Below are 24,274 nucleotides of genomic sequence, written 5' to 3' on the forward strand. Positions count from 1 at the left end.
CGGTCGCCGAATGCCGCAATTTAACATCGGTGTCACAAAACGGAAACAGCGGGTGTTGATATGCCCATTGAGTGGGCGATGAATGCGCGAGTTTGCGTGGGAGCGGGGACTGAGCTCGTTCGGTGGACGCGGCCGTTCCCGTGCGGGCATGATAGACGTCCGTTGCGCGTGTGCCCGCTTCGTGTACGTTACGCCACGGTGGGTATTAATCAGGATTCCAGATGCTGAGTTCAGTACGATTGACGGGAGGCAGCTTTATTGCAGGCCTTTTACTGGCGGGTTGTTGGCTCACGCCTCCCTTGACGCCGAACAATGCCGTCACGCAGGTGAGCGCGTTGCCGGCGATCATCGCGCATCGCGGTGGCACGGGCGATGCGCCCGAGAACACGCTCGAAGCGATTCGCCTGTCCATCACGAATCACGCCGACGCGATGTGGCTCACCGTGCAGTTGAGCAAGGATGGCGTACCGGTTCTTTATCGGCCGGGCGATCTGTCGGCGTTGACCGACGCGAAAGGGCCAGTGTCCGCGTATACGGCGGCTCAACTCACGCGCGTGAATGCGGGGTGGACGTTCCGCCGCGCGGATGGCTATCCGTATCGCGATCACCCTGTGGGCATTCCGACGCTGCGCGAAGCACTGCGCATCATGCCGGCTGGCATGCCGGTGATCCTCGATATGAAGGCGCTGCCCGCCGAACCGCAGACGCTGGCCGTCGCGCGCGTACTCGATGAAGAAAACGCATGGCGGCGCGTGTCGATCTATTCGACTGAAGCGGACTATCAACGGAGCTTTGCCGCGTATCCGCAAGCGCGGCTATTCGAATCGCGCGATGCCACGCGTGGGCGGCTCGTGCGAGTCCTGCTGAATCAGGGTTGTGTGGACGCGCCGGCCGAACACGCGATGAGCGCGTTCGAGTTGCGTCGCGCATTGACGGTGGTCGAGAAGTTCACGCTGGGCGAAGGGCGCTCGGACGTGCAGGCTATGTTATGGACGCCTGCCACGGTCGCGTGCTTCAGGCAGAAGCCGGACGTGCGAATCGTTGCGATCGCCGTGAACGACGCGGACGATTACCGCACGGCTGCGTGCCTCGGCATCGACGCCGTGCTCGCGGATTCGCCGTCGAAGATGACGGCCGTCAGGAACGGTATCGCGTTGCCGCTGCAGTGCGGGCGCGCCGGCACAAGTGGCGGGCAGTAAAGCAAAGAGCCCGCTCAAAGCGGGCTCTTTCAATGTCACCGGCTGCGCGGATGGCGGCGTTCAGGTTTCCACCCGTGGCCGCCTCGCGCTGAAGCCGAGGTTCAAACTCAAACTTACACGTTGAACAGGAAGTTCATCACGTCGCCGTCGTGCACGACGTATTCCTTGCCTTCCGCGCGCATCTTGCCGGCTTCCTTCGCGCCTTGTTCACCCTTGTAGGTGATGTAGTCGTTGAACGCGATGGTCTGCGCGCGAATGAAGCCGCGCTCGAAGTCCGTGTGAATCGCGCCGGCCGCCTGCGGCGCCGTATCGCCAATATGGATCGTCCACGCGCGCACTTCCTTCACACCCGCCGTGAAGTAGGTTTGCAGGCCCAGCAACTTGAAGCCGGCGCGGATCACGCGGTTCAGGCCCGGCTCTTCCATGCCCATGTCGGCGAGGAACACTTCCATGTCGGCTTCGTCGAGGTCGGCGATTTCCGCTTCGATCGCGGCGCACACGGCGACGACCGGCGCGTTTTCCGCAGCCGCGAACTTCGTGACCGCGTCCAGATGCGGGTTGTTCTCGAAACCGTCTTCCTTCACGTTGGCCACGTACATGGTCGGCTTCGCGGTGATCAGGCAGAACGGCTTGAGCGTGGCTTTTTCTTCGTCGGACAGGTCGAGCGCGCGGACCGGTTTGGCCTGGTCAAGCTGCGCGCGCACTTTTTCCAGCACGGCGGCGTTCTTGATGGCTTCCTTGTCGTTACCCGACTTGGCTGCCTTCGAATAGCGCGCCAGCGCCTTTTCGACGGTCGCGAGGTCGGCCAGCGCCAGTTCGGTGTTGATCACCTCGATATCGGACAGCGGATCGATCTTGTTCGCGACGTGAATCACGTTCTCGTCTTCGAAGCAGCGCACCACGTGCGTGATCGCATCCGTTTCGCGGATGTTGGCGAGAAACTGGTTGCCCAGACCTTCGCCCTTGCTCGCGCCGGCCACCAGACCGGCGATGTCGACGAATTCCACCACGGCCGGCAGGATGCGCTCCGGCTTGACGATTTCAGCGAGCGCCTTCAGACGCGCGTCCGGCACTTCGACAATGCCGACGTTCGGCTCGATCGTGCAGAACGGGTAATTTTCGGCGGCGATGCCCGCCTTGGTCAGCGCATTGAACAGGGTGGACTTGCCGACGTTAGGCAGGCCGACGATGCCGCATTTGAGGCTCATGGAAATCCTTCATTGATTCAGTAAGTTGCGTGACGCGCTCGACGCTATATGCAGGATTCGAGAAGCCTTCGCGTGTGGCGTGGCGGACAAATGCAGCGGAGCGGGACAAGACACCGGATCGGGGCGTTGCTCGACGACCGGGTGCGAGTTTTCACGGAAAGCGTAATTGTAACCCGTTCGGATCGGCTCACTGCTGCGGCAGACGGAGAGCGGCGCTTGCCGTCCGGGCGGGCGCATGGCGTTCCTGTCTTCAGACCGCGAATTCACGCGGCTGCGCGAAGCGGACGCGGCGCTGGCGGCGGACGGTCGTCTGCGAGTATCGGCGCGCTTGTTCGGGCGCAAACGCCGAGCGTGTCGATCCGTCCCTCGCAACCCCCACGGCTATAATGCGCGGATGAATGCACACCACCAGACCTTTGATGCCGCCGTGATCGGCGGCGGGCTCGTCGGCAAGACCGCGGCGCTGGCGCTGACGCAAGGCGGACTGCGCGTGGCGCTGCTCGCGCAGCCCTGCGCGGCGCTCCCCCACGGCGCCAGCTTCGACTCGCGAGTCTACGCGCTGTCGTCGAGCTCGCAGGCTCTGCTGGAGCGTTTGCGGGTCTGGCAGGCGCTCGATCTGACGCGGCTCGGGCCGGTCTACGACATGCGCGTCTACGGTGACGCGCACGCCGAACTGCATTTCTCCGCGTTTCAGGCTTCGGTGCCGCAACTCGCGTGGATCGTCGAGTCGTCGGTGATCGAGCGCGCACTGGACGCCGCGCTGCGCTTCCAGCCGAATCTTACCTGGATCGACACGCGCGCCCAGGCGCTGGACTTCACCGCTGACAGCGCCAGCGTCGGCCTCGCCAACGGCAATGTGCTCGAAGCCGATCTGGTGGTTGGCGCAGACGGCGCGCATTCGTGGGTGCGCGCGCAGATCGGCTCGAAGATGGTGCGGCGCGACTATAAGCAAACCGGCGTGGTTGCCAATTTCAAGGCCGAGAAGCCCCACAGCGAAACCGCGTATCAATGGTTCAAGGACGGCGAGATCATCGCGCTCTTGCCCATGCCGGACGGCCACGTCTCGCTGGTGTGGTCGGCGCGCACCGAGCACGCCGAACAACTGGTCGCGCTCGATCCGGCGCAGCTCGCTGCTGAAGTGGAACGCGTGACGGGCGGCCAGTTCGGAGCACTTGACTGCGTGACGCCCGCGCAAGGTTTCCCGCTGGCGCTGCAAACGGTCGACCGGCTGGTGGCACCACGCGTCGCGCTGGTCGGCGACGCCGCGCATCTGATCCATCCGCTGGCCGGGCAGGGCATGAACCTTGGCCTGCGCGACGTCGCGGCGCTTGTCGAGACCGTCGCCGGCAAGGAGTCGTTCCGCGATCTCGGCGACATGGTGCTGCTGCGTCGCTACGAACGCGCACGCCGCGAAGACATTCGCGCGCTGATGATCGCCACCGACGGTTTGCAAAAACTCTTTTCCGTTCCCGGTCCGTTCGCCAAGGCGCTACGCAATACCGGCATGGCTTTCGTCGGTGCACAGCCGTTCATCAAACGCTGGCTGGTGTCGGCCGCGTTGGGGTGACGCGCCCGGCCCGGCATGCCGCGGCCGGCCAGGCAGGTATCATGAACGGATGGACGCCGTTCCGGTCAGACCGGGAACGTCACGAAACGCGCAATAGCGCGATTGAACCCAGGAATTCAGCATGAAAAAGACTTTCCGCGTGGCGGCCGCCGCGCTTGCAATCGCAGCCGTCACGATCGGCTGCTCCGCACAGGCCGACCAGACTACCGACAAGCTCAAAGCCACGCTGCAAACGCGCCTCGCGGACGTGACGATCAAGAGCGTGACGAAATCGCCGATCGCCGGCCTGTACGAAGTGAACCTCGGCTCGCAGATCGTCTATAGCGACGCGAACGGCGACTATCTGATGCTCGGCGACATGGTCGACGCGAAGACCCGTAAGAATCTGACCGAAGCGCGCCTCGCGGAAACCAACCGTATCGATTTCGCGAGCCTGCCGTTCGCCAACGCCGTGAAGGTCGTGAAGGGCAACGGCGCGCGCAAGATCGCCGTGTTCTCCGACCCGAACTGCCCGTATTGCAAGCAGCTCGAAACGTCGCTGAAATCGATCGACAACGTGACGATCTATACCTTCCTGTACCCGGTGCTGTCGCCCGATTCGACCGCGAAGTCGAAGTCGATCTGGTGTTCGACGGACCGTGCGAAGGCATGGGAATCGTGGATGCAGGACCATCAGGCGCCCACCGCCGCCGGCACCTGCGACACCGCCGCGATCGACAAGAACCTCGCGCTCGGCCACGCCATGAACGTCGACGGCACGCCCACGGTGTTCCTCGCCGACGGCCGCCGCCTGCCCGGCGCCGTGCCGGCCGACCGGCTGGACAAGGAAATGTCCGCAGTGCGCTGAGCATACGGAACACATCGAACAAAGGAGGCGCGACGTGCGCCTCCTTTCGCATCAAGCCCAACTATTCCCGCCTCACCTCTCCTAATCGCCGCCGATGAAGCCGATCCGCTACACCATCGTTCCCAAGCAACCCGCCGCTCACCTGTTCGAAGTCACCGTGACCGTCGCCGATCCCGATCCGGCCGGTCAGCGTTTCATGCTGCCGGTGTGGATTCCGGGCAGCTACATGGTGCGCGAGTTCGCCCGCAACATCGTGACGCTGCGTGCCTTCAACGACGCGGGCCGCAAGGTGCGCGTCGAAAAAACCGACAAGCACACCTGGCAGGCCGCGCCGGTCAAAGGCGCGCTGACGCTGCGCTACGAGGTCTACGCGTGGGATTTCTCGGTACGCGCCGCGCATCTCGACGATACGACGGGCTTTTTCAACGGCACGAGCGTGTTTCTCTCGCCGCTCGGTCACGAGGAAGCGCAGTGCGTGGTCGATATCCAGAAGCCGGAAGGCGCGGCGTATCGCAACTGGCGTGTCGCCACCGCGCTGCCGGAAGCGCGCGGCACGAAGCGTTATGGTTTTGGCGAGTATCGCGCGCAGAACTACGACGAGCTGATCGATCATCCCGTCACGCTGGGTGAATTCGCGCTCGCGACGTTCAAGGCGCACGGCGTGCCGCACGACGTCGTGATCGCCGGGCGCGTGGTCGGGCTGGACATGGCGCGTCTGTCCGCCGACCTGAAGCGCATCTGCGAAGCGCAGATCGCGTTGTTCGAGCCCAAGTCGAAGAAAGCGCCGGTGGATCGCTACGTATTCATGACCCAGGCCGTTACGGATGGGTACGGCGGCCTCGAACACCGCGCTTCGACCGCGCTCATCTGCAATCGCGGCGATTTGCCGGTGGAAGGGCGCGAGGCGCTCACCGAAGGCTACCGGACCTATCTCGGTTTGTGCAGCCACGAATACTTCCACACCTGGAACGTGAAGCGCATCAAGCCGGCCGTGTTCGCGCCGTACGACCTGAGCGTCGAAAACTACACGTCGCTGCTGTGGCTGTTCGAGGGTTTCACCTCTTACTACGACGATCTGATCCTCGTGCGTAGCGGCCTGATCACGCAGGACGACTACTTCGGCCTGCTCGGCAAGGTGGTCGGTGGCGTGCAGCGCGGCAGTGGGCGCTTGAAGCAGAGCGTCGCCGAAAGCTCGTTCGACGCGTGGGTCAAATACTACCGGCAGGACGAGAACGCGCCGAACGCGATCGTCAGCTATTACACCAAGGGTTCGCTCGTCGCGCTGGCGTTCGATCTGACGATTCGCGCGCAGACCAACAACCGCAAATCGCTCGACGACGTGATGCGCTTGCTCTGGCAGCGCTTCGGCCGTGACTTCTATCGCGGCAAACCGGTTGGCGTCGACGAAAGCGAGATCGAGGCGCTTTTCGCGGAAGCGACCGGCGCGAAACTCGGTGAGTTGTTCGCCGAAGCCGTGCACGGCACGCACGATCTGCCGCTCGAGACGCTGCTCGCGCCGTTCGGCGTAGCAATCGCGCCGGAACTCGAAAAGAACGGCAAGCCGTCGCTCGGCGCACGCGTGCGCGGCGGCGCGGATTGCACGCTCGCGGCCGTTCATGACGGCAGCGCCGCGCAAAAAGCCGGGCTCTCGGCTGGCGACGTGCTGATCGCGCTGGACGGCCTGCGCGTGACCGGCTCGAATCTTGACGGGTTGCTCGCGCGCTATCAGCCGGGCGCGAAAGTCGAGGTTCATGCGTTCCGCCGCGACGAACTGCGCGTCGCGCAAGTCAAGCTGGACGGGCCTGAGGTCGCGCGCTACAAGCTCGCCGTCAGCGACAAGCGGGCCGCCGCGCGCAAGGCGCGCGAGCGCTGGCTGGAAAGCTGATCGTCATCCGGGCCGTCCACAATGGACGGCCGGGCGCGGCGGATTGTCCTACCAGTGCAACAATCCGTCGCTGCCGGATGGCTTTTTCCCGGGTCGGTAAAAAAACACAATGGCTCCACTCGCGCAACACAGCGCGCCCCAACTGGAGTCAACCATGACCACGATCCTGCAAATCAACTCGGCAGCCCGCTCGCAAGGCGCGAACTCGACGCTACTCGTCAACGAGCTGACCGCAAAGCTGCAACAATCGAATCCGGGCGCGCAAGTCGTCGTCCGCAATCTGCAAGCCGAACCGCTGCCGCATCTGGACGACGCCGTCCTCGGCGCGTTCTTCACGCCGGCTGACCAACGCACGGCCGAGCAAGCCGCGATCGCTGCGCGCAGCGAAGCGCTGATCGCCGAACTGCAAGCCGCCGACATCGTCGTGATCGGTGCGCCGATGTACAACTTCGGCATCTCGTCGCAACTGAAGACGTATTTCGACTTCATCGCACGCGCCGGCATCACGTTCCAGTACACGGCGAACGGTCCGGAAGGTCTCGTGAAGGGCAAGAAGGTGTACGTCGTGTCGGCACGCGGCGGCAAGTATCTCGGCACGCCGAACGATAGCCAGACGCCGTACCTGAAGAGCTTCCTCGGCTTCCTCGGCATGACCGATGTGAACTTCATCTACGCCGAAGGCCTGAACATGGGCCCGGACGCCGCCGGCGCCGCGCTGGCTTCCGCCCGCGAAGCGATCGCCGCTGCGTAAAGCCGGCCGCGCCGCTTCAAGCTGCGGCGAATAGTGTTCTGGAATGAAAAAACGCCACGGGTTCTGAATCCGTGGCGTTTTTGTTTTGTGGCGCCGATGTGTCGCGGTTGCTTCGTCCCTGTCCGTTGGTGGCGCATTCAGGCGAGCATTTGCGCTTCGTCGGGCAACCGCCAGTCGATCGGCTCGCGGCCGTGCTGCGCGAGATATTCGTTGGCCTTGGCAAAATGCCCGCAGCCGAGAAAACCTCGATGCGCCGACAGCGGCGACGGATGCGGCGCCTCCAGCACGTAATGCGACTTGCCGCCGAGCAGCGCGCGCTTGGCTTGCGCATGCGCGCCCCACAGCATGAACACGAGGCCGTCGTGGCGCATCGCCAGTTCATGGATCAGCGTGTCGGTGCATTTTTCCCAGCCGCGTTTTGCGTGGCTGGCGGCGGAATCGCGCTCCACGGTCAGCACCGTGTTCAGCAGCAGCACGCCTTGCTTCGCCCAGGTGTCGAGACAGCCGTGACGCGGCGTCTCGTGGCCGAGGCTCGCGGCGATTTCCTTGAAGATGTTGCGCAGCGACGGCGGCGTGCGCACATTCGGCGCCACCGAAAACGCCAGTCCGTGCGCTTGCGGCGTGCCGCGGTCCTCGCCGTGATACGGATCCTGGCCGAGGATTACCACTTTCACTTCGTCGGGGCTGGTCAGGCGCAGTGCGCGGAAAACGTCGGCGGGGTAGACGGTTTTGCCGGCGGCGCGCTCACCGTCGACGAAACGGCAGAGCGGTGCATACGCATCGCTTTCGATAAACGGCTTGAGATGCGCGCGCCATGCCGGCGGCAGCGCTTCGAATTGCGCCTCGAGCGTTGGCGGCGGCGCGCTGGCACCGGATTGCTGCGGCGCAGTGGTCGTCATGTCAGTGGCCGGCTCGGGGGCCGCTTCGCCAAACAGCGAAGCCTGCGACGGATTGGAACGGGTGCGGGAAGCAGAGGTCATGGCGGGGAAGTGTCGCAGCAATCGGGGTGTTGCTCAAGGTGTGGCGGCGGCGTGTCGTATCTGGTCAGCGTGGGCGCAGGATAGGCGCTCCTGTTCGACGAGATTGCAGGATAGGCGAGCGCCCGCCTGACACCTGACGTTGCGTTGCACGAGCCGGCGGCCGCCGGGAGGAAGTCATTCGCGAAAGTCGGGCTCTGTGCCGGCCGGCAGGGATAGCGGCCTTAACGCGGCTCAACCCGCCCGCAATTGATAACCGCGCTGAGCCTTGCTGATGTCGTCGGGTGCGAGACCGGCTATCTGCTTGCCGAGCTCCGCGGCAAGCGTGTGGAGCGCGGCTTCGTCACCGGACTTCAGCTCGAGTTCGACTTCCGAGATCGGTGCGCGGCGTGCCTCGCCGTCAACTTTGGCGAGCACGTCGCCCTGATCGATCGCCGCTTCGACTTCGGAACCGTCCGCCTGGACATGCCACAGCGTACGGGTGAAATTCGTGCGGAAGAGTTCGATAAGTTCGGGCGCGGCTTGACGCAAAGCGCTCGCGGCGGACGGTTCGTCGCACTCACGCAGCAGCGCGTCGATCTCCAGCTTTTCACCGGCCACCGGCATTTCCCATTCATGCCGGCTGTGCATGCCGTTTTCAGACTTGCCGACCGTCTTGAAGGTTTGCAGCCAGCCGTCGGGCGTCTGGCGCAAACGCAAGGCGCTCTTCGAGCTTGCCAGCATCAGTTCAGGCGTGTCGAAGTAAATATTCACCAGCTTGATCGGACCACCCTGCGCCCCGGTGCGCGCGACGAACCACTGCGTCGCTGCTTGCACCTGCGCAGGCGGCAGCGCCAGCTTGATTTCGCGTTCCATACCCATGACTGCTCCGCTACCTATGCCGCGTGCCCTGCGTCGTGTGTCGACACAGCGCTCAGAAAAACATCCGCGCAAGTTCCACACCCGGCTCGTCCGCGCGCATGAACGCCTCGCCGACCAGGAACGTATGCACGTCCATTGCGCGCAGGCGCTCCACATCGGCGCGCGACAGAATGCCCGACTCCGTCACGACGATGCGGTCGTCCGGAATCGCTTCGAGCATGCCGATCGTCGTCTCGATCGACGTCTCGAAGGTGCGCAGGTTGCGATTGTTGATACCGATGAGCGGAGTTTTCAGCGTGAGCGATTCCATCAGTTCGTTCTCGTCGTGCACTTCCACCAGCACCGCCAGACCCAGCGAATGCGCGAGCGCTTCGAGGTCCTGCATCTGCGACGTTTCGAGCGCGGCGGCGATCAGCAGGATCGCGTCGGCGCCCATCGCGCGGGCTTCGACGATCTGATACGGATCGACGATAAAGTCTTTGCGTAGCACCGGCAGACTGCAGGCCGCGCGCGCTTCCTGCAGATACGCGACGCTGCCCTTGAAGAACTGCACGTCGGTGAGCACGGACAGGCAGGCCGCGCCGTGCTTTTCATACGAACGCGCGATCTCGGCCGGCACGAAGTGCTCGCGCAACACGCCTTTGGACGGGCTCGCTTTCTTGACTTCGGCGATCACTGCGGCAAGACCCGCCGCGTGTTTCGCGCGCAATGCGCCGACGAAGTCGCGGATGTCGCGCGACGACGCTTCGAGGCGCAACTCTTCGAGCGGCGCGCTTTGTTCTGCCGCCCGGACTTCTTCGCGTTTGACCGCGATGATACGGTCGAGGATGTCGCTCATAAGTGTCTCGCTACGTGACTACTGCTTGAATTGCTGGGTGAAGCGGACCAGCTCGTCGACTTTCGCCCGCGCCTTGCCGCTCGCGATCGCTTCGCGCGCCAACTGGATGCCGTCAGCAATCGACGAGGCCACGTTCGCCGAATAGAGCGCCGTGCCCGCGTTCAGCGTGACGATTTCGCGGGCTACGCCCGGTTTATTGTCGAGCGCGTCGAGCAGCATCGCTTTGGATTCGGTGGCGTCGGCCACTTTCAGGGTGCGGTTCGACACCATCTGCATGCCGAAGTCTTCCGGGTGGATTTCGTACTCGTGGACCTGGCCGTCGCGCAACTCGCCGACTTGCGTCGCCGCGCCGAGCGAGACTTCGTCCATGCCGTCCATACCGTACACCACGAGTACGTGCTTCGCCCCGAGGCGCTGCATCACGCGCACCTGAATGCCGACGAGGTCGCCGTGGAATACGCCCATCAGCTGGTTGGGCGCACCGGCCGGATTGGTCAGCGGACCGAGAATGTTGAAGATGGTCCGCACGCCGAGCTCACGGCGCACCGGCGCGATGTTCTTCATGGCCGGATGGTGGTTCGGCGCGAACATGAAGCCCATGCCGGTTTCCGCAATCGAAGCCGCCACCTGTTCCGGCTGCAGATCGATATTCACGCCGAGCGCTTCGAGCACGTCCGCGCTGCCTGACTTGCTCGACACGCCGCGGCCGCCGTGTTTCGCGACCTTGGCGCCCGCCGCGGCCGACACGAACATGGTTGCCGTGGAGATGTTGAAGGTCTGCGAGCCGTCGCCGCCGGTGCCGACGATATCGACGAAGTTCGAGTTGTCCGGCACGTCGACGTGCCGGGCGAATTCACGCATCACCGTGGCGGCGGCGGTGATTTCGCCGATGGTCTCTTTTTTGACGCGCAAGCCGGTGATGATCGCCGCCGCCATCACCGGCGAGAGTTCGCCGCGCATGATGAGCCGCATTAAATGCAGCATTTCGTCGTGGAAAATTTCGCGGTGCTCGATGGTCCGTTGCAGCGCTTCCTGGGGCGTAATCGTCATGATGTCGTCTCTCTTCATCAAGCGTTGCGATTGGCCGTTTGCGCGCCGGCGAGCTTCGACTGCTTCACGAAATTTTCGAGCAGCGCATGGCCGTGTTCGGACAGAATCGACTCCGGGTGGAACTGCACGCCTTCCACGGCCAGTTCCTTGTGACGCACGCCCATGATCTCGCCGTCTTCAGTCCATGCCGACACTTCGAGGCAATCGGGCAGCGATTCGCGTTCGATCGCGAGCGAGTGATAGCGGGTCACGACGAAGTGTTTCGGCAGGTCGGCGAACACGCCTTTGCAGTCGGTTTCGATCGTGCTGACCTTGCCGTGCATGATGGTTTGCGCGCGCACCACGCGCCCGCCGAAAGCCTCGCCGATCGCCTGATGGCCGAGACAGACGCCGAGAATCGGCGTCTTGCCGCTGAATTCGCGCAGCACGTCGAGCGTGATGCCGGCGTGTTGCGGATTGCTCGGACCAGGCGACAGGCAGATGCGCTCTGGGTTGAGCTTCGCGATTTCGTCCAGCGTGATTTCGTCGTTCCGATAGGTGCGCACGTCTTCGCCGAGTTCGCCGAAGTATTGCACCAGGTTGTAGGTGAACGAGTCGTAGTTGTCGATCATGAGCAGCATGGTGTGTCTCCGGTCAGAAGTCGCTATCGAGGCCGTCTTGAACCTGTTCGGCGGCGCGCAACACGGCGCGTGCCTTGTTCTCGGTCTCTTGCCATTCGGATTCCGGCACCGAATCCGCGACTACACCCGCTGCCGCCTGCACGTACAGATTGCCGTTCGCGATCACGCCGGTGCGGATCGTGATGGCCAGATCCATTTCGCCGGTGAACGACAGATAACCGACCGCACCGCCATACAGGCCGCGCTTCACGGGTTCCAGTTCGTCGATCAGTTCCATCGCGCGGACCTTCGGCGCGCCCGACAGCGTGCCGGCCGGGAAGGTGGCGCGCAGCACGTCGAAATTGGTGGTGCCGGGTTTCAGCTTGCCTTCGACCGAACTCACGATGTGCTGCACGTGCGAGTACTTTTCGATCACCATCTTGTCGGTGACGACCACCGAGCCGATCTGCGCGATGCGGCCCACGTCGTTACGCGCGAGGTCGATCAGCATGACGTGTTCGGCGATTTCCTTCGGGTCGTTCAGCAGTTCGGTCGCGAGTTCCGCGTCGCGTTCCGGTGTGTTGCCGCGCGGACGCGTGCCGGCGAGCGGCCGGATCGTCACGATGCGATCCTCGCCGCGCTTTTCCTGGCGCACCAGGATTTCCGGCGATGCACCCACCACGTGGAAGTCGCCGAAGTTGTAGTAATACATATACGGCGACGGATTCAGCGAGCGCAGCGCGCGATACAGCGAGAGCGGATTGTCGCGGTACGGCTTGATCAGGCGCTGGCCGACCTGCACCTGCATCAGTTCGCCGGCCGCGATGTATTCCTTCGCCTTGCGCACGGCCGCCAGATAATCGTCTTTCGCGAACTCGCGATAGGTCTCGGTGCGCACGCTGGCCGAGGTGACCGGCGGCTGCACGGTGGTGCGCAAGCGCTGGCGCAATTCCCGCAGACGCTGTTTGGCTTTGGTGTAAGCCTCCGGTTGCGTCGGGTCGGCGTAGATCACCAGATAGAGCTTGCCCGCCAGGTTGTCGATCACTGCGACTTCTTCGGTCAGCAGCAATTGAATGTCGGGCAGATTCAGATCGTCTTTCGGCGCCGTGTGCGCGAGCTTTTTCTCGATGTAGCGCACCGCGTCGTAGCCAAAATAGCCAGCCAGACCGCCCGCGAAACGCGGCAAACCTGGGCGCTGTGCCACTTTGAAACGGCCCTGGAATTGCTGGATGAATTCGAGCGGATCGCCCTCGTGCGTTTCGACGACCTTGCCGTCGCGCACCACTTCCGACACGCCGTTACGGGTGCGCAGCAGCGTGCGCGCCGGCAGGCCGATGAACGAGTAGCGGCCGAAACGTTCGCCGCCCACCACCGATTCCAGCAGGAACGAGTTGGCACCGTTGCGCTCGCTCTGCGCGAGCTTCAGGTACAGCGAGAGCGGCGTTTCGAGGTCGGCGAGCGCTTCGGCGATCAGCGGGATGCGGTTGAAACCCTCGTTGGCGAGGGACTGGAATTCGAGTTCGGTCATGTTCCGATCCTGTACGGTGGTCCGGCGGCGTGCGTCGGACAAAGCGGGGCGTAGCGCGCCCGGTCAGGCGTTCGTTCGACGTTTCGACACGATGATACCGACCGGCGCGAGTTTCCCATCGACGCGTGCAAGGGATTTCAGCGCACAGATGTACTTTGCGGGTACACGCAGGCCGAATCAACCGATGCAGCGAAACAAAGTGATGGAAAAAACGCGTGAGCGCAGCGAAGTAAAAAACGGTTGCCGAAGACGAGCTTCAGCGTACCTCAGGCGAGGTTAGCGCGACCAGCGACGCCAGGGCCAGGCTCCCCGGTCGATGCTAATCAGACTCCGTTTTTTATTCAGAAACATGAGGATGAAGGACTTTTCAAGTCGTGGATTGGTGCGCTGCGATCGCCTTGGCGGCGTCGAGCAGCGAGTCAACTATACCATCGGATTTTATTGTTTGTATAGCTTGGCCGTGGTTGTAACCGTAGGGCACCGTTAGCGTGGCCATGCCCGCTGCGCGGCCTGCCAGCGCATCGTTCTCCGAATCACCGATGGCCACCGTGGCTTGCGGCTCGACGCCCAGTTGCGCTGCGGCGGTGAGCATGGGCAGCGGATCCGGCTTCTTCTTTGCCAGACTGTCGCCGCCGATCACGACGCTGAAATATTGCGCGAGCCCGTACTGCTGCAGCAACTCCACCGCGAACCGATGCGGCTTGTTGGTCACGCAGGCGAGTTTGAGTCCGGCGTCGCGCATGGCCTTCAGGCCGGCTTCGACGTTGGGATAGAGACGCGTGTGCGTGCCGTTGATCTTCGCGTACTCCTCCTGATAGATCGCGAGCGCCTCGTCGAAGCGCTCTTGCGCATGCTCCGTTTCGAAGCGCGGCGCCAGCACGCTGCGGATCAGATGCTCCGAACCCTTGCCGACATAACCGACCACTTCCTCGCGCGAAGTCTCCTCGGCGTCGAGCTGCGCGAGCATGCCGTTCAGGCCGGCGGTGAAGTCGTCGGCGGTATCGATCATCGTGCCGTCGAGGTCGATGATCGCGGCTTGCAGGCGCGGGCCCGTGAAAGCTGGGGCAGGGAACGGAGTGGTCATGTGCGGGCCGGTTATGCGTTGATTCTCAGTGCTGGATGTTGGCGAGTGCCGCGCGCATTTTTTCGATCACGACCTTGTGGTCCGGCTGGCCGAAAATCGCCGAACCAGCCACGAAGGTATCCGCGCCGGCCGCCGCGATTTCCGCGATGTTGTCGACCTTCACGCCGCCGTCCACTTCCAGATGAATCTCGCGGCCGGTGCGCTCCGTGTAGGCGTTGATGCGCTGGCGTGCCTCGCGCAGCTTGTTGAGCGCTTCCGGAATGAAGGATTGGCCGCCGAAGCCCGGATTCACCGACATGATCAGCACGAGATCGACCTTGTCCATTACGTGATCGAGATAATTCAGCGAGGTGGCCGGATTGAACACCAGCCCGGCCTTGCAACCGTGGTCACGGATCAGCGACAGCGTGCGGTCGATGTGGTCCGAGCCTTCCGGGTGAAAGCTGATCAGGTTCGCGCCGGCCTTGGCGAAGTCCGGCACGATCCGGTCGACCGGACGCACCATCAGATGCACGTCGATCGGCACGTCGACATGCGGGCGGATCGCTTCGCAGACGAGCGGGCCGATGGTCAGGTTCGGCACATAGTGATTGTCCATCACGTCGAAGTGAATCCAGTCGGCGCCTGCGGCGACGACATTGCGGACTTCTTCGCCGAGGCGGGCGAAATCGGCGGACAGAATGCTGGGGGCGATGCGGAATTGCGTCATGGCGGGGGAGGATGCAAGCGGGAAAGCGCCATTTTACCGTTTTGTGCGCGGGCGCTGCGGTTCGCGGACGCTTTGAGTCCGGCTCCATGTCCGGCCTCGATTCGAGCAGCGAATGTGACAAAACCCCTTAGTAGCCCTTGGCCAAAGGGATTTGTCCGGTTGCGGGCGTGTCGCGCATCAAGCAGAATGCCAACACCATCAGCGCCGCTTCGCCAATGCGCCCGCAAACCATTGGCGTTCGGGCTTTCCCGCGATTTTTCACGCCCCGTTTCAGCAGACCGGAATCAGGATGAGCCAGTACGAATTCAGCGTCTCCTCGCAGGTGCAATACCTGCCCGAAGAGTCGGACCCGGAGCGCCGCCAGTACGCATTCGCGTACACGCTGACTATCCGTAACACAGGCCAGGTGCCCGCGCAGCTGATCGCGCGTCATTGGGTGATAACGGACAGCGACAAGAATGTGCAGGAAGTGAAGGGCCTCGGCGTGGTCGGCCATCAGCCGCTGCTCAAACCGGGCGAGCATTTCGAGTACACGAGTTGGGCGGTGATCGCCACGCCGGTCGGCACCATGCGCGGAGAGTACTTCTGCGTGGCCGAGGACGGCGAGCGGTTCGATGCGCCGGTGCCGGAGTTCATCCTGCGCATGCCGCGCACATTGCATTGAACCGGAGGCGCGGCCCGCGGTCTTTAGAAAGCTCAACTTGCGGCTTTACTGCGGGTTTTGCTGTTTTTGTTGCTTTTGCTGTTCACTCGCGTGGGCGCGCGTCGCTTTCTTCTTGCCGGACGACGTCCATACAACGATAAAGACGAGCAGGAAGAGCGCAAGGAGCGATTCCAGCGCGAAGATAAGCATCGGGTATTCGTCGAACAGATCAGACATGGCGGTTTCCATCAAGAACGAACATTGTATGCGTTTCGCCCGCACGGCCGCAGGGTGGCTCGGCGCGCTTTCGGTTGCGGTATTGCTGGCGTCCTGCGGTGGCAGCGGCGCGGTCCGGCCTTCCGTTGCGCCACCCACGGGTGCCGCGATCATACCCGGCCAGATTGCCGCGACGCGGCTGACAGCCGTTGCCTGGCAGCAGGTTCCGGGTTGGCAGGACGACTCGCTGATCGGCGCAACCGCTGCATTGCGGCAAAATTGCGCGCGGCTGGCGCGTCAGCCGAACTGGGCGCGCGCATGTGCCGCGGCCTCGCAACTCGACGATCTCGATGTCACCAGTGCGCGGGCTTTTTTTGAAGCCTATTTCACGCCCTTTCAGTTAGCGAATACCGACGGCACAGTCGACGGTCTGGTCACCGGGTACTACGAACCCTTGCTGCGTGGTTCGCGTACGCGGCACGGCGTGTATCAGACCGCGCTGTATCGCTGGCCGTCCGGGTATCGCGCGGGCGCACCGCTGCCGGCGCGCGCGCAACTCGAACGCGCGGGGGTGCTCAACGGCAATGAAATCGTGTGGGTCGACGATCCGATCGAAGCGTTCTTCCTGCAGGTGCAGGGCTCCGGACGCATCGTGATGGAAGACGGCAGCGTCATGCGTCTAGGCTTTGGCGGCACCAATAATCAGCCGTACAAGTCGATTGGACGCTGGCTACTGGATCGCGGCGAACTCACGCCCGCACAGGCGACCATGCAGGGCATCAAGGCGTGGGCGCGAGCGAATCCCGCCCGCGTCGATGCGCTGCTCGATACGAATCCGCGTTTTGTGTTTTTCCGTGAGATGCCGTCTGGCGAAAACGTGCCGAGCGGCGGCGCGGACGGTCCGATTGGCGCACTGGGCGTACCGCTGACGCCTGAGCGGTCGATCGCGGTCGATCCGACGGCGATTCCACTCGGTACGCCGGTGTTTTTGCAGACCACGCGTCCGTTGACAAACTCGCCGATGAATCGCCTCGTCTTCGCGCAGGACACGGGCTCCGCGATCAAGGGCGGCGTGCGCGCCGATTACTTCTGGGGCCTCGGCGACGACGCCGGCGACCTGGCCGGCAAGATGAAGCAGGGCGGCCGGATGTGGTTGTTGCTGCCGAATTCCTGACCTGCGGTGCGAGTAGCGCATGGCTCGGCGTGGATACGCCGCGTCGCGCGCTACTTCCCGTCTGCTGTTTCCCGTTCGGTATTTCCCGTTTGTTAAAGCCCCGACTGGCGCTTGTCCACCACACGCCGGGCTTTGCCCACTGAACGCTCAATCCCGTTCACACCCAGCACATTCACCACCGCGCTCACGCCGATCAGCGCCTTGATGTCATAGGCCAATGCCTGCTTGGCCGTGTTCAGCGCGGCCGTGTCCGGTGCCGATTCCGGGCAAGGTTCGACGTTCAACGTCAACACGTCGAGCGGGCCTTCCTTGGTCAGCACGATCTGATAGTGCGGTGCGAGTGCATGCTGCTTGAGCAGCAGTTCTTCGATCTGCGTCGGGAACACATTCACGCCGCGCACGATCATCATGTCGTCCGAGCGGCCGGTGATTTTCTCCATCCGGCGCATGGTGCGGGCGCTGCCTGGCAGGAGGCGTGTCAGGTCGCGGGTCCGGTACCGAATAATCGGCAGCGCTTCTTTGGTCAGCGACGTAAACACCAGTTCACCCAGTTCACCGTCCGGCAGCACCTCGCCGGTTTCGGGATCGATGATCTCGGGATAGAAATGGTCTTCCCAGATGGTCGGGCCGTCTTTCGTTTCCACGCACTCGGACGCGACGCCGGGTCCCATGACTTCGGACAGGCCATAGATGTCGACAGCGTCGATGCCCATGCGCGTTTCGATCGCCTGACGCATGTCGTTGGTCCACGGCTCAGCGCCGAAAATGCCGAGGCGCAGCGAACAATTGGCCGGGTCCACGCCTTGACGCTCGAGTTCGTCCGCAATCGAGAGCATGTAGCTCGGCGTCACCATGATGATGTCGGGCCGGAAGTCCTGGATCAATTGGACCTGCTTTTCAGTCTGGCCGCCGCCGAACGGTATCACGGTGAGCCCGGCGCGCTCGGCACCGTAGTGCGCGCCGAGACCGCCCGTGAACAGTCCGTAGCCGTAGCTCACGTGCACCTTGTCGCCGCGCCTTGCGCCGGCGGCGCGGACCGAACGCGCGACGAGATTCGCCCACGTGTCGATGTCGCGCGCGGTGTAACCCACCACGGTCGGCTTGCCCGTGGTCCCGGACGATGCGTGAATCCGCGAAATCTGATCCTGCGGCACGGCGAACATTCCGAACGGATAGCTGTCGCGCAGATCCTTTTTGGTGGTGAAGGGAAAACGCGCCAGGTCGGCGAGACTTTTCACTTCGCTCGGGTGAACACCGGCTTCATCGAACTTGCGTCGATAAACGGGTGAGTTTTCATAGGCATGGTTCAGCGACCATTTGAGCCGTTCAAGTTGAAGCGCGGCAAGTTCGTCGCGGCTGGCGGTCTCGATCGGATCGAGCGGAAGGGCGGTGGTCATTGAATGTCTCCTTGCTGCCTCAATGCTTGGGTCTGGTGTACGTGCGCTTGTGCGCGAAAACCGGGGCGGGCTGCTGTTTAACGGCGTGGCGCCAGAGAGCGCCACTAGGCCACGAATCTGTTGCGGGCTTGTCGCAAGTCACTGCGGAGCTGCGGCGAATTCGCCGTGAGTTGGCCGCGAGTTTGCCGCGAGTTTGCCGATATCAGTCGCCTGTAGGAATCAGGTTCCCCTTAATCTGTGCCGATTTGCCGCGAAACATCGCGACGGTTTCCTCGGCACGATTGGTTACGCGAATGTCGTAAATGCCGGTTCGGCCGCTCAACGTCTGTTCGACGGCTTCCGCCGTCAGCACGTCGCCGCCTTGCACAGGCCGCAAGAACTCGATCGAGCAGCCCGCTGCGACCGTGTTGATGTTGTACGTGTTGCAGGCGAACGCGAACGTGGAATCCGCGAGCGTAAAAATGAGGCCGCCGTGGCAAATCTGATGGCCGTTGAGAAAGTCGTCGCGCACGACCATGCGCAGGCGCGCGTATCCAGGGCGCACTTCGGCGATTTCGAGGCCGAGGGCGCGGCTGCACGCATCGTTCTCGTACATCGCGGCCGCGGTAGCGCGGGCGAGTTCATCCGGCGTCATCTGGCTGGGATGGTTTGCTTGAGTCGACATGTCACCGTCCCTCGAAGCGCGGCGCGCGTTTTTCCACGAAGGCTTGCACGCCTTCCGCGTAGTCGTGGGAGGCACCCAGTTCGCGTTGCAGATCGCGTTCCAGATCGAGTTGCTGGTCGAGCGTTTGGGTCACGCCAGCGCGCATGGCCTGCTTGATTGCGGCAATGGCGCGCGTGGGTTGCTGCGCGAGTTGGGATGCGAGTTTCGTCGCGGTGTTGGCAAGCTCCGCGTCGTCGACTGCTTGCCAGATCAAACCCCAGCTTTCGGCTTTTTCCGCGCTGAGTTTGTCGCCGGTAATGGCAAGTCCCATGGCGCGAGCCATGCCGACCCGCTGCGGCAGAAACCACGTGCCGCCCGAGTCCGGCACGAGGCCGATCTTCACGAACGCCTGAATGAAGCTGGCGGAACGCGCTGCGAGCACGAGGTCGCACGCTAGCGCGAGATTGGCGCCTGCGCCGGCCGCCGTGCCGTTTACCGCGGCGATCACCGGCAACGGCAATGCTTGCAGGCGGCGAATCAGCGGATTGAAATGTTGTTCGATCAGTTCACCCAGATCGGTCATGGCGCCGGGTGTGAAGTCGAGATCGGCCAGATCCTGGCCGGCGCAGAAGCCGCGGCCCGCGCCGGTTAGCACAAGCGCGCGGGCACCGGACGCTTCGACGTGGTCGAGCGCGGCGCTCAGTTCCTGATGCATCGCGCGAGTAAAGCTGTTGAGTTTGTCCGGCCGATTCAGCGTGATGGTGGCGACATGGCTCGATGCGTCGATGTCGAGACGAATCGCTTCATATGACATTGGGTGTCTCCTCAAAGTCTCTTGGCCGATGGGCGCTGTAGCGTTGGCGTTAGAGCCGCTCGATGACCAGGGCGATGCCCTGGCCTACGCCGATGCACATCGTGCAAAGCGCAAAGCGGCCGTTGATCCGTTCCAGTTGGTACAGCGCGGTCGTGATCAGACGTGCGCCCGACGCGCCCAGCGGGTGGCCGAGTGCGATAGCGCCGCCGTTCGGATTGACGCGCGGGTCGTCGTCGCGCAGACCGAGTGTGCGCAGAACCGCCAGGCCTTGCGACGCGAACGCTTCGTTCAATTCGATCACGTCGAGTTGTTCGAGCGTCATGCCGAGTTGCTTCAGCAGCTTTTGCGTTGCCGGCGCCGGACCGATACCCATGATGCGCGGCTCGACCCCCGCCGTCGCCATGCCCACCACGCGGGCGCGGCGGCGCAGGCCGTATTGATCGGCTGCCTGCTGGTTCGCGAGCAACAACGCGCAGGCGCCGTCGTTCACGCCCGACGCATTGCCGGCCGTCACGCTGCCGTCCGGCCGAACCACACCCTTGAGCTTGCCGAGACTTTCGAGCGAAGTTTCGCGCGGGTGTTCGTCCAGCAGCACGCGGACAGGGTCGCCTTTTTTCTGTGCGATCTCGACGCCGACGATTTCCTGGGCCAGCGTTCCATCCTGCTGCGCGCGAGCCGCCTTTTGCTGACTCGCTAAGGCAAACGCGTCCTGATCCGCACGGCTCACGCTGAATTCGACAGCAACGTTTTCCGCGGTCTCAGGCATCGAATCGACGCCGTATTGACGTTTCATCAGCGGATTGATGAAGCGCCAGCCGATCGTCGTGTCGTAAATGTCAGCCTGACGTGAGAATGCGCTAGCAGCCTTGCCCATGACGAACGGCGCACGTGTCATGCTTTCGACGCCGCCGGCGATCATCAGGCGTGCTTCGCCCGCCTTGATGGCGCGCGCTGCGGTGCCGACCGCGTCCATACCCGAGCCGCACAGGCGATTGATGGTGGCGCCCGGCGCCTCGGTGGGCAAGCCGGCCAGCAATGCCGACATCCGCGCGACGTTGCGGTTGTCTTCGCCGGCCTGGTTGGCGCAGCCGTAGATCACGTCGTCGAGAGCGCGCCAGTCGACGCCGGGATTGCGTTCGATCAGCGCCTTGATCGGCACGGCGCCGAGGTCGTCGGCGCGGACATCTTTCAGGGCGCCGCCGTAGCGGCCGATTGGGGTGCGAATCGCATCGCAGATGAAGGCGTCGTTCATGTGGATTCCTGCCAAGGCGGATCGGCGAGAGATGCCGATCCGATGTCTCATGTTAGTTGGGGCGCACGGCCCGGTCCATTCGGCCAAACGGTATAGGACAAAGCCGTGCTTTGTCTTATGCCATTCAGCCAGCTACCGCCGGCGCCGCTTTCGGTTCAACATGAACGCGGCTCTGAACTACGCGGAAGCGATTTGCAACGAAGGCTGGGTCAGCCAGCGCGGCATTGGCCGCCGGGTTCGCGCCCGTGCCGTGAAAGTCCGAAAAGGCCGCCGACTGATTGACGAACACACCGCCTGTCAGATTGATCGACAGGGCCACGCCACCGCGGATCGATGCTTCGTGCGCCTGTTCGAGCACCGCTTCGTCCGTGCTGTAGACCGACAGGGTCAATGCGCCATGTTCGGCGGCGATTGCACCGGCGAGGTCGAGGGACTGCGCAGTGGAGTCTGTCGCGATCACGAAAGAGATCGGGCCGAACCACTCCTTGGTGAATTGCGCGTGGTCGGTCGCGGCATCCAGTTGAACCACAAGCGGTGTGCGCACGCGGGCACCGGTAAAAGCGGGATGCTCGAGCGTCTGGCTCTCGACGAGAACGCGACCAAGTTTCGCGGCTTCATCCACGCGTCGGGCTACGCCTTCGTTCTGAATCGCGCCGAGTAGCTCGACCGCGCGGGCCGGGTCGGAGACTAGCTTTTGCACGGCGCCGGCAATGGCTTGCGCGACTTCGTCAAAGCCGAGCGTGCCTTCCGCGGTGCGGATGCCGCCGCGCGGCACGTAGATGTTTTGCGGCGCGGTGCACATCTGGCCCGAGTACAGGGCGAGCGAGAAGGCGATGTTGCGGGCAACGGCTTTGATGTCGTCAACAGAGTCGATCACGATCTGGTTCACGCCGGCTTTTTCGGTGTAGACCTGCGCCTGGTGAGCATTGAGCTCGAGCCACGTGCCGTTTTGCGTACTGCCCGTGAAGTCGATTAGCTTGATTTCCGGGCGCACAGCCAGCTCCTGGACAAGCGCGCCGTCGTTCGGTTCGGTGGCCAGCAAGGTGACGACGTTCGGATCGAAGCCTGCTTCGCGCAAAACGTCACGTGCAATTCGTACGGTGATAGCGAGCGGCAGGATTGCACCCGGGTGCGGCTTGACGATGACCGTGTTGCCCGTGGCCAGATCGGCGAAGAGTCCGGGGTAGCCGTTCCACGTCGGGAATGTGCAGCAGCCGAGTACGAGGCCGGTGCCGCGCGGCACGACGGTGTAGCGCTTGTGCATGGCGAGCGGCGGATTCTTGCCTTGCGGCTTTTCCCAGTGGGCGTCGCCGGGAATGCGGCGCAATTGGTCCCATGCGTACGCGACGGCTTCGAGCGCACGATCTTGGGCGTGCGGGCCGCCGGCCTGGAAGGCCATCATGAATGCCTGACCGGTCGTGTGCATCACGCTGTAGCCAATCTCGAAGCTGGCGCGATTCACGCGTGCAAGAATTTCGAGGCACACGCCGATCCATGCCTGCGGGCCAGCCGCACGCCAGTCGCCCTGGGCAGCGGCAGCCGCCGCGATCAGGGTGGCCGGGGCGGCCTTGGGGTAGCGCACACCGAGCGGGAATCCGAACGGCGAGACTTCGGCCCCGACGGTTTCGCCCGTCGACGGCTGGTCCAACTCAAACGTCTTGTTCAGTTGCGCCTTGAATGCGGCTTCGCCGTCTGCGTTAGCTGTTTCCCCGTACACTTTCGGACTGGGCATTTCGACGAACGGGCTCCAGTAGCCGCGCGTTTCAATCGCGGTGAGTGCCTTTTGCAGCGTGTCTTCGTGCTTGGTGAATAGCGGATGTGTCATGGCAGAGGGGCTTGGCTTATACGTTGGGGAAAGCCTGTCGAATAATTGACCGACCGGTTGGTTGGGGAATGTTAGCATTATTAAGATGGCCGCGCGAAGTGTTTTCGCGCGCGATTTTTCTACCTTAAGGAGGCGGCATGGCTTACGAGAACATTCTGGTTGAGACGCGGGGTCGGGTCGGGTTGGTCACATTGAATCGCCCGAAGGCGTTGAACGCGCTTAACGATGCGTTGATGGACGAATTGGGCGCCGCGCTGCGCGAGTTCGATGCTGACGACGCGATCGGTGCGATCGTGGTGACGGGCAGCGAAAAGGCGTTCGCGGCCGGTGCCGACATCGGCATGATGTCCACCTATACCTATATGGATGTCTACAAGGGTGACTACATCACGCGCAACTGGGAAACGGTTCGCTCCATCCGCAAGCCGATCATTGCTGCGGTGGCCGGCTTCGCACTCGGCGGTGGCTGCGAATTGGCGATGATGTGCGACATCATTTTTGCCGCCGAGACGGCAAAGTTCGGTCAGCCGGAAATCAAACTGGGCATCATGCCGGGCGCCGGGGGTACACAACGGCTGCCGCGGGCCGTCTCCAAGGCGAAGGCAATGGACCTCTGCCTGACCGCGCGTTTCATGGATGCCGCCGAAGCCGAGCGCGCTGGATTGGTATCGCGTGTTATTCCGGCTGCTGCTCTGGTCGACGAGGCGATAGCAGCGGCTGCCACGATCGCAGAATTCCCGTTGCCAGCCGTGATGATGGTGAAGGAATCGGTCAACCGCGCCTACGAGACAACGCTTGCGGAAGGCGTGCATTTCGAGCGCCGCCTGTTCCATTCGCTCTTTGCTACTGACGATCAGAAGGAAGGCATGGCTGCGTTCGTGGAGAAGCGCAAACCGGTTTTCAAGCATCGTTAATACGCTTGTCAAAATAACGCTTGCAAGGCGCTGACCGGCTCGCTAGAATCTCGCTCTTTCGTGCTTCGGAGAACGGAGCGCGGGGGGCGGGAGAGCCAGTAGTGGCAAGGCTTTCAGCGGAGTGGGCGGGTTGAGAAAGTTAGAAAAACCTGTTGACGACGTAGCGAAAGTTCTTCATAATCTCGTTTCTCTGCTGCTGATGCAGCGACGCAGAACGAAGCGGTGCCGGGTGTTGCGAGGTTGGCGATACGGTGCTGGTTCGGTAGTGAATGCGGACTCGATCTTTAAAAATT

The 24,274-nt window shown here is 63.1% G+C and carries 23 protein-coding genes; 8 read left to right on the forward strand and 15 right to left on the reverse strand.

Annotation, left to right across the window (positions count from 1 at the left end; genetic code table 11):
• Positions 1-221 precede the first annotated feature (221 nt).
• Entirely contained in the window at positions 222-1,199 is a 978-nt protein-coding gene (locus tag AC57B1_RS10825) for a glycerophosphodiester phosphodiesterase family protein (protein ID WP_496417494.1), read from the forward strand.
• Between the two features lie 113 nt (positions 1,200-1,312).
• On the opposite strand, the gene ychF is transcribed toward AC57B1_RS10825, so the two are convergent.
• The gene (gene ychF, locus AC57B1_RS10830; RefSeq protein WP_091798706.1) at positions 1,313-2,407 is read right to left on the reverse strand and encodes a redox-regulated ATPase YchF; all 1,095 of its coding nucleotides are present in this window, start codon (positions 2,405-2,407) and stop codon (positions 1,313-1,315) included.
• Positions 2,408-2,801: 394 nt separating this feature from the next.
• Between ychF and AC57B1_RS10835 the strand changes: the two genes are divergently transcribed.
• The 4 genes from AC57B1_RS10835 to AC57B1_RS10850 all read left to right on the forward strand — a co-directional run bounded on the left by AC57B1_RS10835 (position 2,802) and on the right by AC57B1_RS10850 (position 7,457).
• The gene (locus AC57B1_RS10835; protein WP_496417495.1) at positions 2,802-3,974 is read left to right on the forward strand and encodes a UbiH/UbiF family hydroxylase; all 1,173 of its coding nucleotides are present in this window, start codon (positions 2,802-2,804) and stop codon (positions 3,972-3,974) included.
• Between the two features lie 121 nt (positions 3,975-4,095).
• Complete coding sequence (locus tag AC57B1_RS10840; protein WP_091798709.1) at positions 4,096-4,821, forward strand: DsbC family protein; 726 nt, start codon at positions 4,096-4,098, stop codon at positions 4,819-4,821.
• Between the two features lie 94 nt (positions 4,822-4,915).
• On the forward strand, positions 4,916-6,706 hold the full coding sequence (locus tag AC57B1_RS10845) for a M61 family metallopeptidase (protein WP_496417496.1): 1,791 nt from the start codon (positions 4,916-4,918) through the stop codon (positions 6,704-6,706).
• A gap of 154 nt (positions 6,707-6,860) precedes the next feature.
• A complete protein-coding gene (locus AC57B1_RS10850) occupies positions 6,861-7,457 on the forward strand; it encodes an FMN-dependent NADH-azoreductase (protein ID WP_091798715.1) in 597 nt (198 codons plus the stop codon).
• Positions 7,458-7,594: 137 nt separating this feature from the next.
• On the opposite strand, the gene AC57B1_RS10855 is transcribed toward AC57B1_RS10850, so the two are convergent.
• The 8 genes from AC57B1_RS10855 to rpe all read right to left on the reverse strand — a co-directional run bounded on the left by AC57B1_RS10855 (position 7,595) and on the right by rpe (position 15,103).
• Positions 7,595-8,437: a uracil-DNA glycosylase gene (locus tag AC57B1_RS10855; protein WP_496417497.1), complete on the reverse strand. Its 843-nt coding sequence runs from the start codon at positions 8,435-8,437 to the stop codon at positions 7,595-7,597.
• A 231-nt stretch (positions 8,438-8,668) separates the two neighbouring features.
• Positions 8,669-9,295: a CYTH domain-containing protein gene (locus AC57B1_RS10860; RefSeq protein WP_496417498.1), complete on the reverse strand. Its 627-nt coding sequence runs from the start codon at positions 9,293-9,295 to the stop codon at positions 8,669-8,671.
• Positions 9,296-9,347: 52 nt separating this feature from the next.
• Entirely contained in the window at positions 9,348-10,133 is a 786-nt protein-coding gene (gene trpC / locus AC57B1_RS10865) for an indole-3-glycerol phosphate synthase TrpC (RefSeq protein ID WP_496417499.1), read from the reverse strand.
• An 18-nt stretch (positions 10,134-10,151) separates the two neighbouring features.
• On the reverse strand, positions 10,152-11,183 hold the full coding sequence (trpD, locus tag AC57B1_RS10870; protein WP_091800997.1) for an anthranilate phosphoribosyltransferase: 1,032 nt from the start codon (positions 11,181-11,183) through the stop codon (positions 10,152-10,154).
• A gap of 17 nt (positions 11,184-11,200) precedes the next feature.
• Positions 11,201-11,803 carry an aminodeoxychorismate/anthranilate synthase component II gene (locus AC57B1_RS10875; RefSeq protein ID WP_408187528.1) on the reverse strand — a complete coding sequence of 201 codons (603 nt, stop codon included), beginning with the start codon at positions 11,801-11,803 and terminating at the stop codon, positions 11,201-11,203.
• Between the two features lie 13 nt (positions 11,804-11,816).
• Positions 11,817-13,310, reverse strand: a complete 1,494-nt coding sequence (gene trpE / locus AC57B1_RS10880; RefSeq protein ID WP_091798732.1) for an anthranilate synthase component I — start codon at positions 13,308-13,310, stop codon at positions 11,817-11,819.
• A 367-nt stretch (positions 13,311-13,677) separates the two neighbouring features.
• Positions 13,678-14,394: a phosphoglycolate phosphatase gene (locus AC57B1_RS10885; RefSeq protein ID WP_408353036.1), complete on the reverse strand. Its 717-nt coding sequence runs from the start codon at positions 14,392-14,394 to the stop codon at positions 13,678-13,680.
• A gap of 25 nt (positions 14,395-14,419) precedes the next feature.
• Positions 14,420-15,103, reverse strand: coding sequence for a ribulose-phosphate 3-epimerase (gene rpe / locus AC57B1_RS10890; RefSeq protein WP_007180282.1), 684 nt, complete (start codon positions 15,101-15,103; stop codon positions 14,420-14,422).
• A 289-nt stretch (positions 15,104-15,392) separates the two neighbouring features.
• Between rpe and apaG the strand changes: the two genes are divergently transcribed.
• Complete coding sequence (apaG, locus tag AC57B1_RS10895) at positions 15,393-15,767, forward strand: Co2+/Mg2+ efflux facilitator ApaG/CorD (protein WP_091798739.1); 375 nt, start codon at positions 15,393-15,395, stop codon at positions 15,765-15,767.
• A 45-nt stretch (positions 15,768-15,812) separates the two neighbouring features.
• On the opposite strand, the gene AC57B1_RS10900 is transcribed toward apaG, so the two are convergent.
• Positions 15,813-15,983 carry a hypothetical protein gene (locus AC57B1_RS10900; protein WP_408353032.1) on the reverse strand — a complete coding sequence of 57 codons (171 nt, stop codon included), beginning with the start codon at positions 15,981-15,983 and terminating at the stop codon, positions 15,813-15,815.
• Here AC57B1_RS10900 and mltA point away from each other — a divergent pair.
• Positions 15,904-17,136 carry a murein transglycosylase A gene (gene mltA / locus AC57B1_RS10905; RefSeq protein ID WP_408353163.1) on the forward strand — a complete coding sequence of 411 codons (1,233 nt, stop codon included), beginning with the start codon at positions 15,904-15,906 and terminating at the stop codon, positions 17,134-17,136. The genes AC57B1_RS10900 and mltA overlap by 80 nt on opposite strands.
• Positions 17,137-17,228: 92 nt before the next feature.
• On the opposite strand, the gene paaK is transcribed toward mltA, so the two are convergent.
• The 5 genes from paaK to paaN form a co-directional block, all read right to left on the reverse strand.
• Positions 17,229-18,533, reverse strand: a complete 1,305-nt coding sequence (gene paaK / locus AC57B1_RS10910; RefSeq protein ID WP_091798744.1) for a phenylacetate--CoA ligase PaaK — start codon at positions 18,531-18,533, stop codon at positions 17,229-17,231.
• 202 nt (positions 18,534-18,735) lie between these two features.
• On the reverse strand, positions 18,736-19,197 hold the full coding sequence (gene paaI, locus AC57B1_RS10915; protein WP_496417500.1) for a hydroxyphenylacetyl-CoA thioesterase PaaI: 462 nt from the start codon (positions 19,195-19,197) through the stop codon (positions 18,736-18,738).
• A gap of 1 nt (position 19,198) precedes the next feature.
• Positions 19,199-19,990: a 2-(1,2-epoxy-1,2-dihydrophenyl)acetyl-CoA isomerase PaaG gene (gene paaG, locus AC57B1_RS10920; RefSeq protein ID WP_496417501.1), complete on the reverse strand. Its 792-nt coding sequence runs from the start codon at positions 19,988-19,990 to the stop codon at positions 19,199-19,201.
• A 49-nt stretch (positions 19,991-20,039) separates the two neighbouring features.
• Entirely contained in the window at positions 20,040-21,242 is a 1,203-nt protein-coding gene (pcaF, locus tag AC57B1_RS10925; protein ID WP_408187533.1) for a 3-oxoadipyl-CoA thiolase, read from the reverse strand.
• A gap of 124 nt (positions 21,243-21,366) precedes the next feature.
• Positions 21,367-23,067, reverse strand: a complete 1,701-nt coding sequence (paaN, locus tag AC57B1_RS10930) for a phenylacetic acid degradation protein PaaN (RefSeq protein ID WP_496417502.1) — start codon at positions 23,065-23,067, stop codon at positions 21,367-21,369.
• A 137-nt stretch (positions 23,068-23,204) separates the two neighbouring features.
• Between paaN and AC57B1_RS10935 the strand changes: the two genes are divergently transcribed.
• Positions 23,205-23,981: an enoyl-CoA hydratase gene (locus AC57B1_RS10935; RefSeq protein ID WP_408353024.1), complete on the forward strand. Its 777-nt coding sequence runs from the start codon at positions 23,205-23,207 to the stop codon at positions 23,979-23,981.
• Positions 23,982-24,274 lie beyond the last annotated feature (293 nt).

It is taken from the genome of Paraburkholderia sp. BGA-UO-ETr-F21 (genome assembly GCF_059567925.1).

Bases quoted from the DNA above. Each gene is read 5' to 3' on its own strand.
- AC57B1_RS10825 (WP_496417494.1), top strand. From the start codon at position 222: ATGCTGAGTTCAGTACGATTGACGGGAGGCAGCTTTATTGCAGGCCTT.
- ychF (WP_091798706.1), bottom strand. From the start codon at position 2,407: ATGAGCCTCAAATGCGGCATCGTCGGCCTGCCTAACGTCGGCAAGTCC.
- AC57B1_RS10835 (WP_496417495.1), top strand. From the start codon at position 2,802: ATGAATGCACACCACCAGACCTTTGATGCCGCCGTGATCGGCGGCGGG.
- AC57B1_RS10840 (WP_091798709.1), top strand. From the start codon at position 4,096: ATGAAAAAGACTTTCCGCGTGGCGGCCGCCGCGCTTGCAATCGCAGCC.
- AC57B1_RS10845 (WP_496417496.1), top strand. From the start codon at position 4,916: ATGAAGCCGATCCGCTACACCATCGTTCCCAAGCAACCCGCCGCTCAC.
- AC57B1_RS10850 (WP_091798715.1), top strand. From the start codon at position 6,861: ATGACCACGATCCTGCAAATCAACTCGGCAGCCCGCTCGCAAGGCGCG.
- AC57B1_RS10855 (WP_496417497.1), bottom strand. From the start codon at position 8,437: ATGACCTCTGCTTCCCGCACCCGTTCCAATCCGTCGCAGGCTTCGCTG.
- AC57B1_RS10860 (WP_496417498.1), bottom strand. From the start codon at position 9,295: ATGGGTATGGAACGCGAAATCAAGCTGGCGCTGCCGCCTGCGCAGGTG.
- trpC (WP_496417499.1), bottom strand. From the start codon at position 10,133: ATGAGCGACATCCTCGACCGTATCATCGCGGTCAAACGCGAAGAAGTC.
- trpD (WP_091800997.1), bottom strand. From the start codon at position 11,183: ATGACGATTACGCCCCAGGAAGCGCTGCAACGGACCATCGAGCACCGC.
- AC57B1_RS10875 (WP_408187528.1), bottom strand. From the start codon at position 11,803: ATGCTGCTCATGATCGACAACTACGACTCGTTCACCTACAACCTGGTG.
- trpE (WP_091798732.1), bottom strand. From the start codon at position 13,310: ATGACCGAACTCGAATTCCAGTCCCTCGCCAACGAGGGTTTCAACCGC.
- AC57B1_RS10885 (WP_408353036.1), bottom strand. From the start codon at position 14,394: ATGACCACTCCGTTCCCTGCCCCAGCTTTCACGGGCCCGCGCCTGCAA.
- rpe (WP_007180282.1), bottom strand. From the start codon at position 15,103: ATGACGCAATTCCGCATCGCCCCCAGCATTCTGTCCGCCGATTTCGCC.
- apaG (WP_091798739.1), top strand. From the start codon at position 15,393: ATGAGCCAGTACGAATTCAGCGTCTCCTCGCAGGTGCAATACCTGCCC.
- AC57B1_RS10900 (WP_408353032.1), bottom strand. From the start codon at position 15,983: ATGTCTGATCTGTTCGACGAATACCCGATGCTTATCTTCGCGCTGGAA.
- paaK (WP_091798744.1), bottom strand. From the start codon at position 18,533: ATGACCACCGCCCTTCCGCTCGATCCGATCGAGACCGCCAGCCGCGAC.
- paaI (WP_496417500.1), bottom strand. From the start codon at position 19,197: ATGTCGACTCAAGCAAACCATCCCAGCCAGATGACGCCGGATGAACTC.
- paaG (WP_496417501.1), bottom strand. From the start codon at position 19,990: ATGTCATATGAAGCGATTCGTCTCGACATCGACGCATCGAGCCATGTC.
- pcaF (WP_408187533.1), bottom strand. From the start codon at position 21,242: ATGAACGACGCCTTCATCTGCGATGCGATTCGCACCCCAATCGGCCGC.
- paaN (WP_496417502.1), bottom strand. From the start codon at position 23,067: ATGACACATCCGCTATTCACCAAGCACGAAGACACGCTGCAAAAGGCA.
- AC57B1_RS10935 (WP_408353024.1), top strand. From the start codon at position 23,205: ATGGCTTACGAGAACATTCTGGTTGAGACGCGGGGTCGGGTCGGGTTG.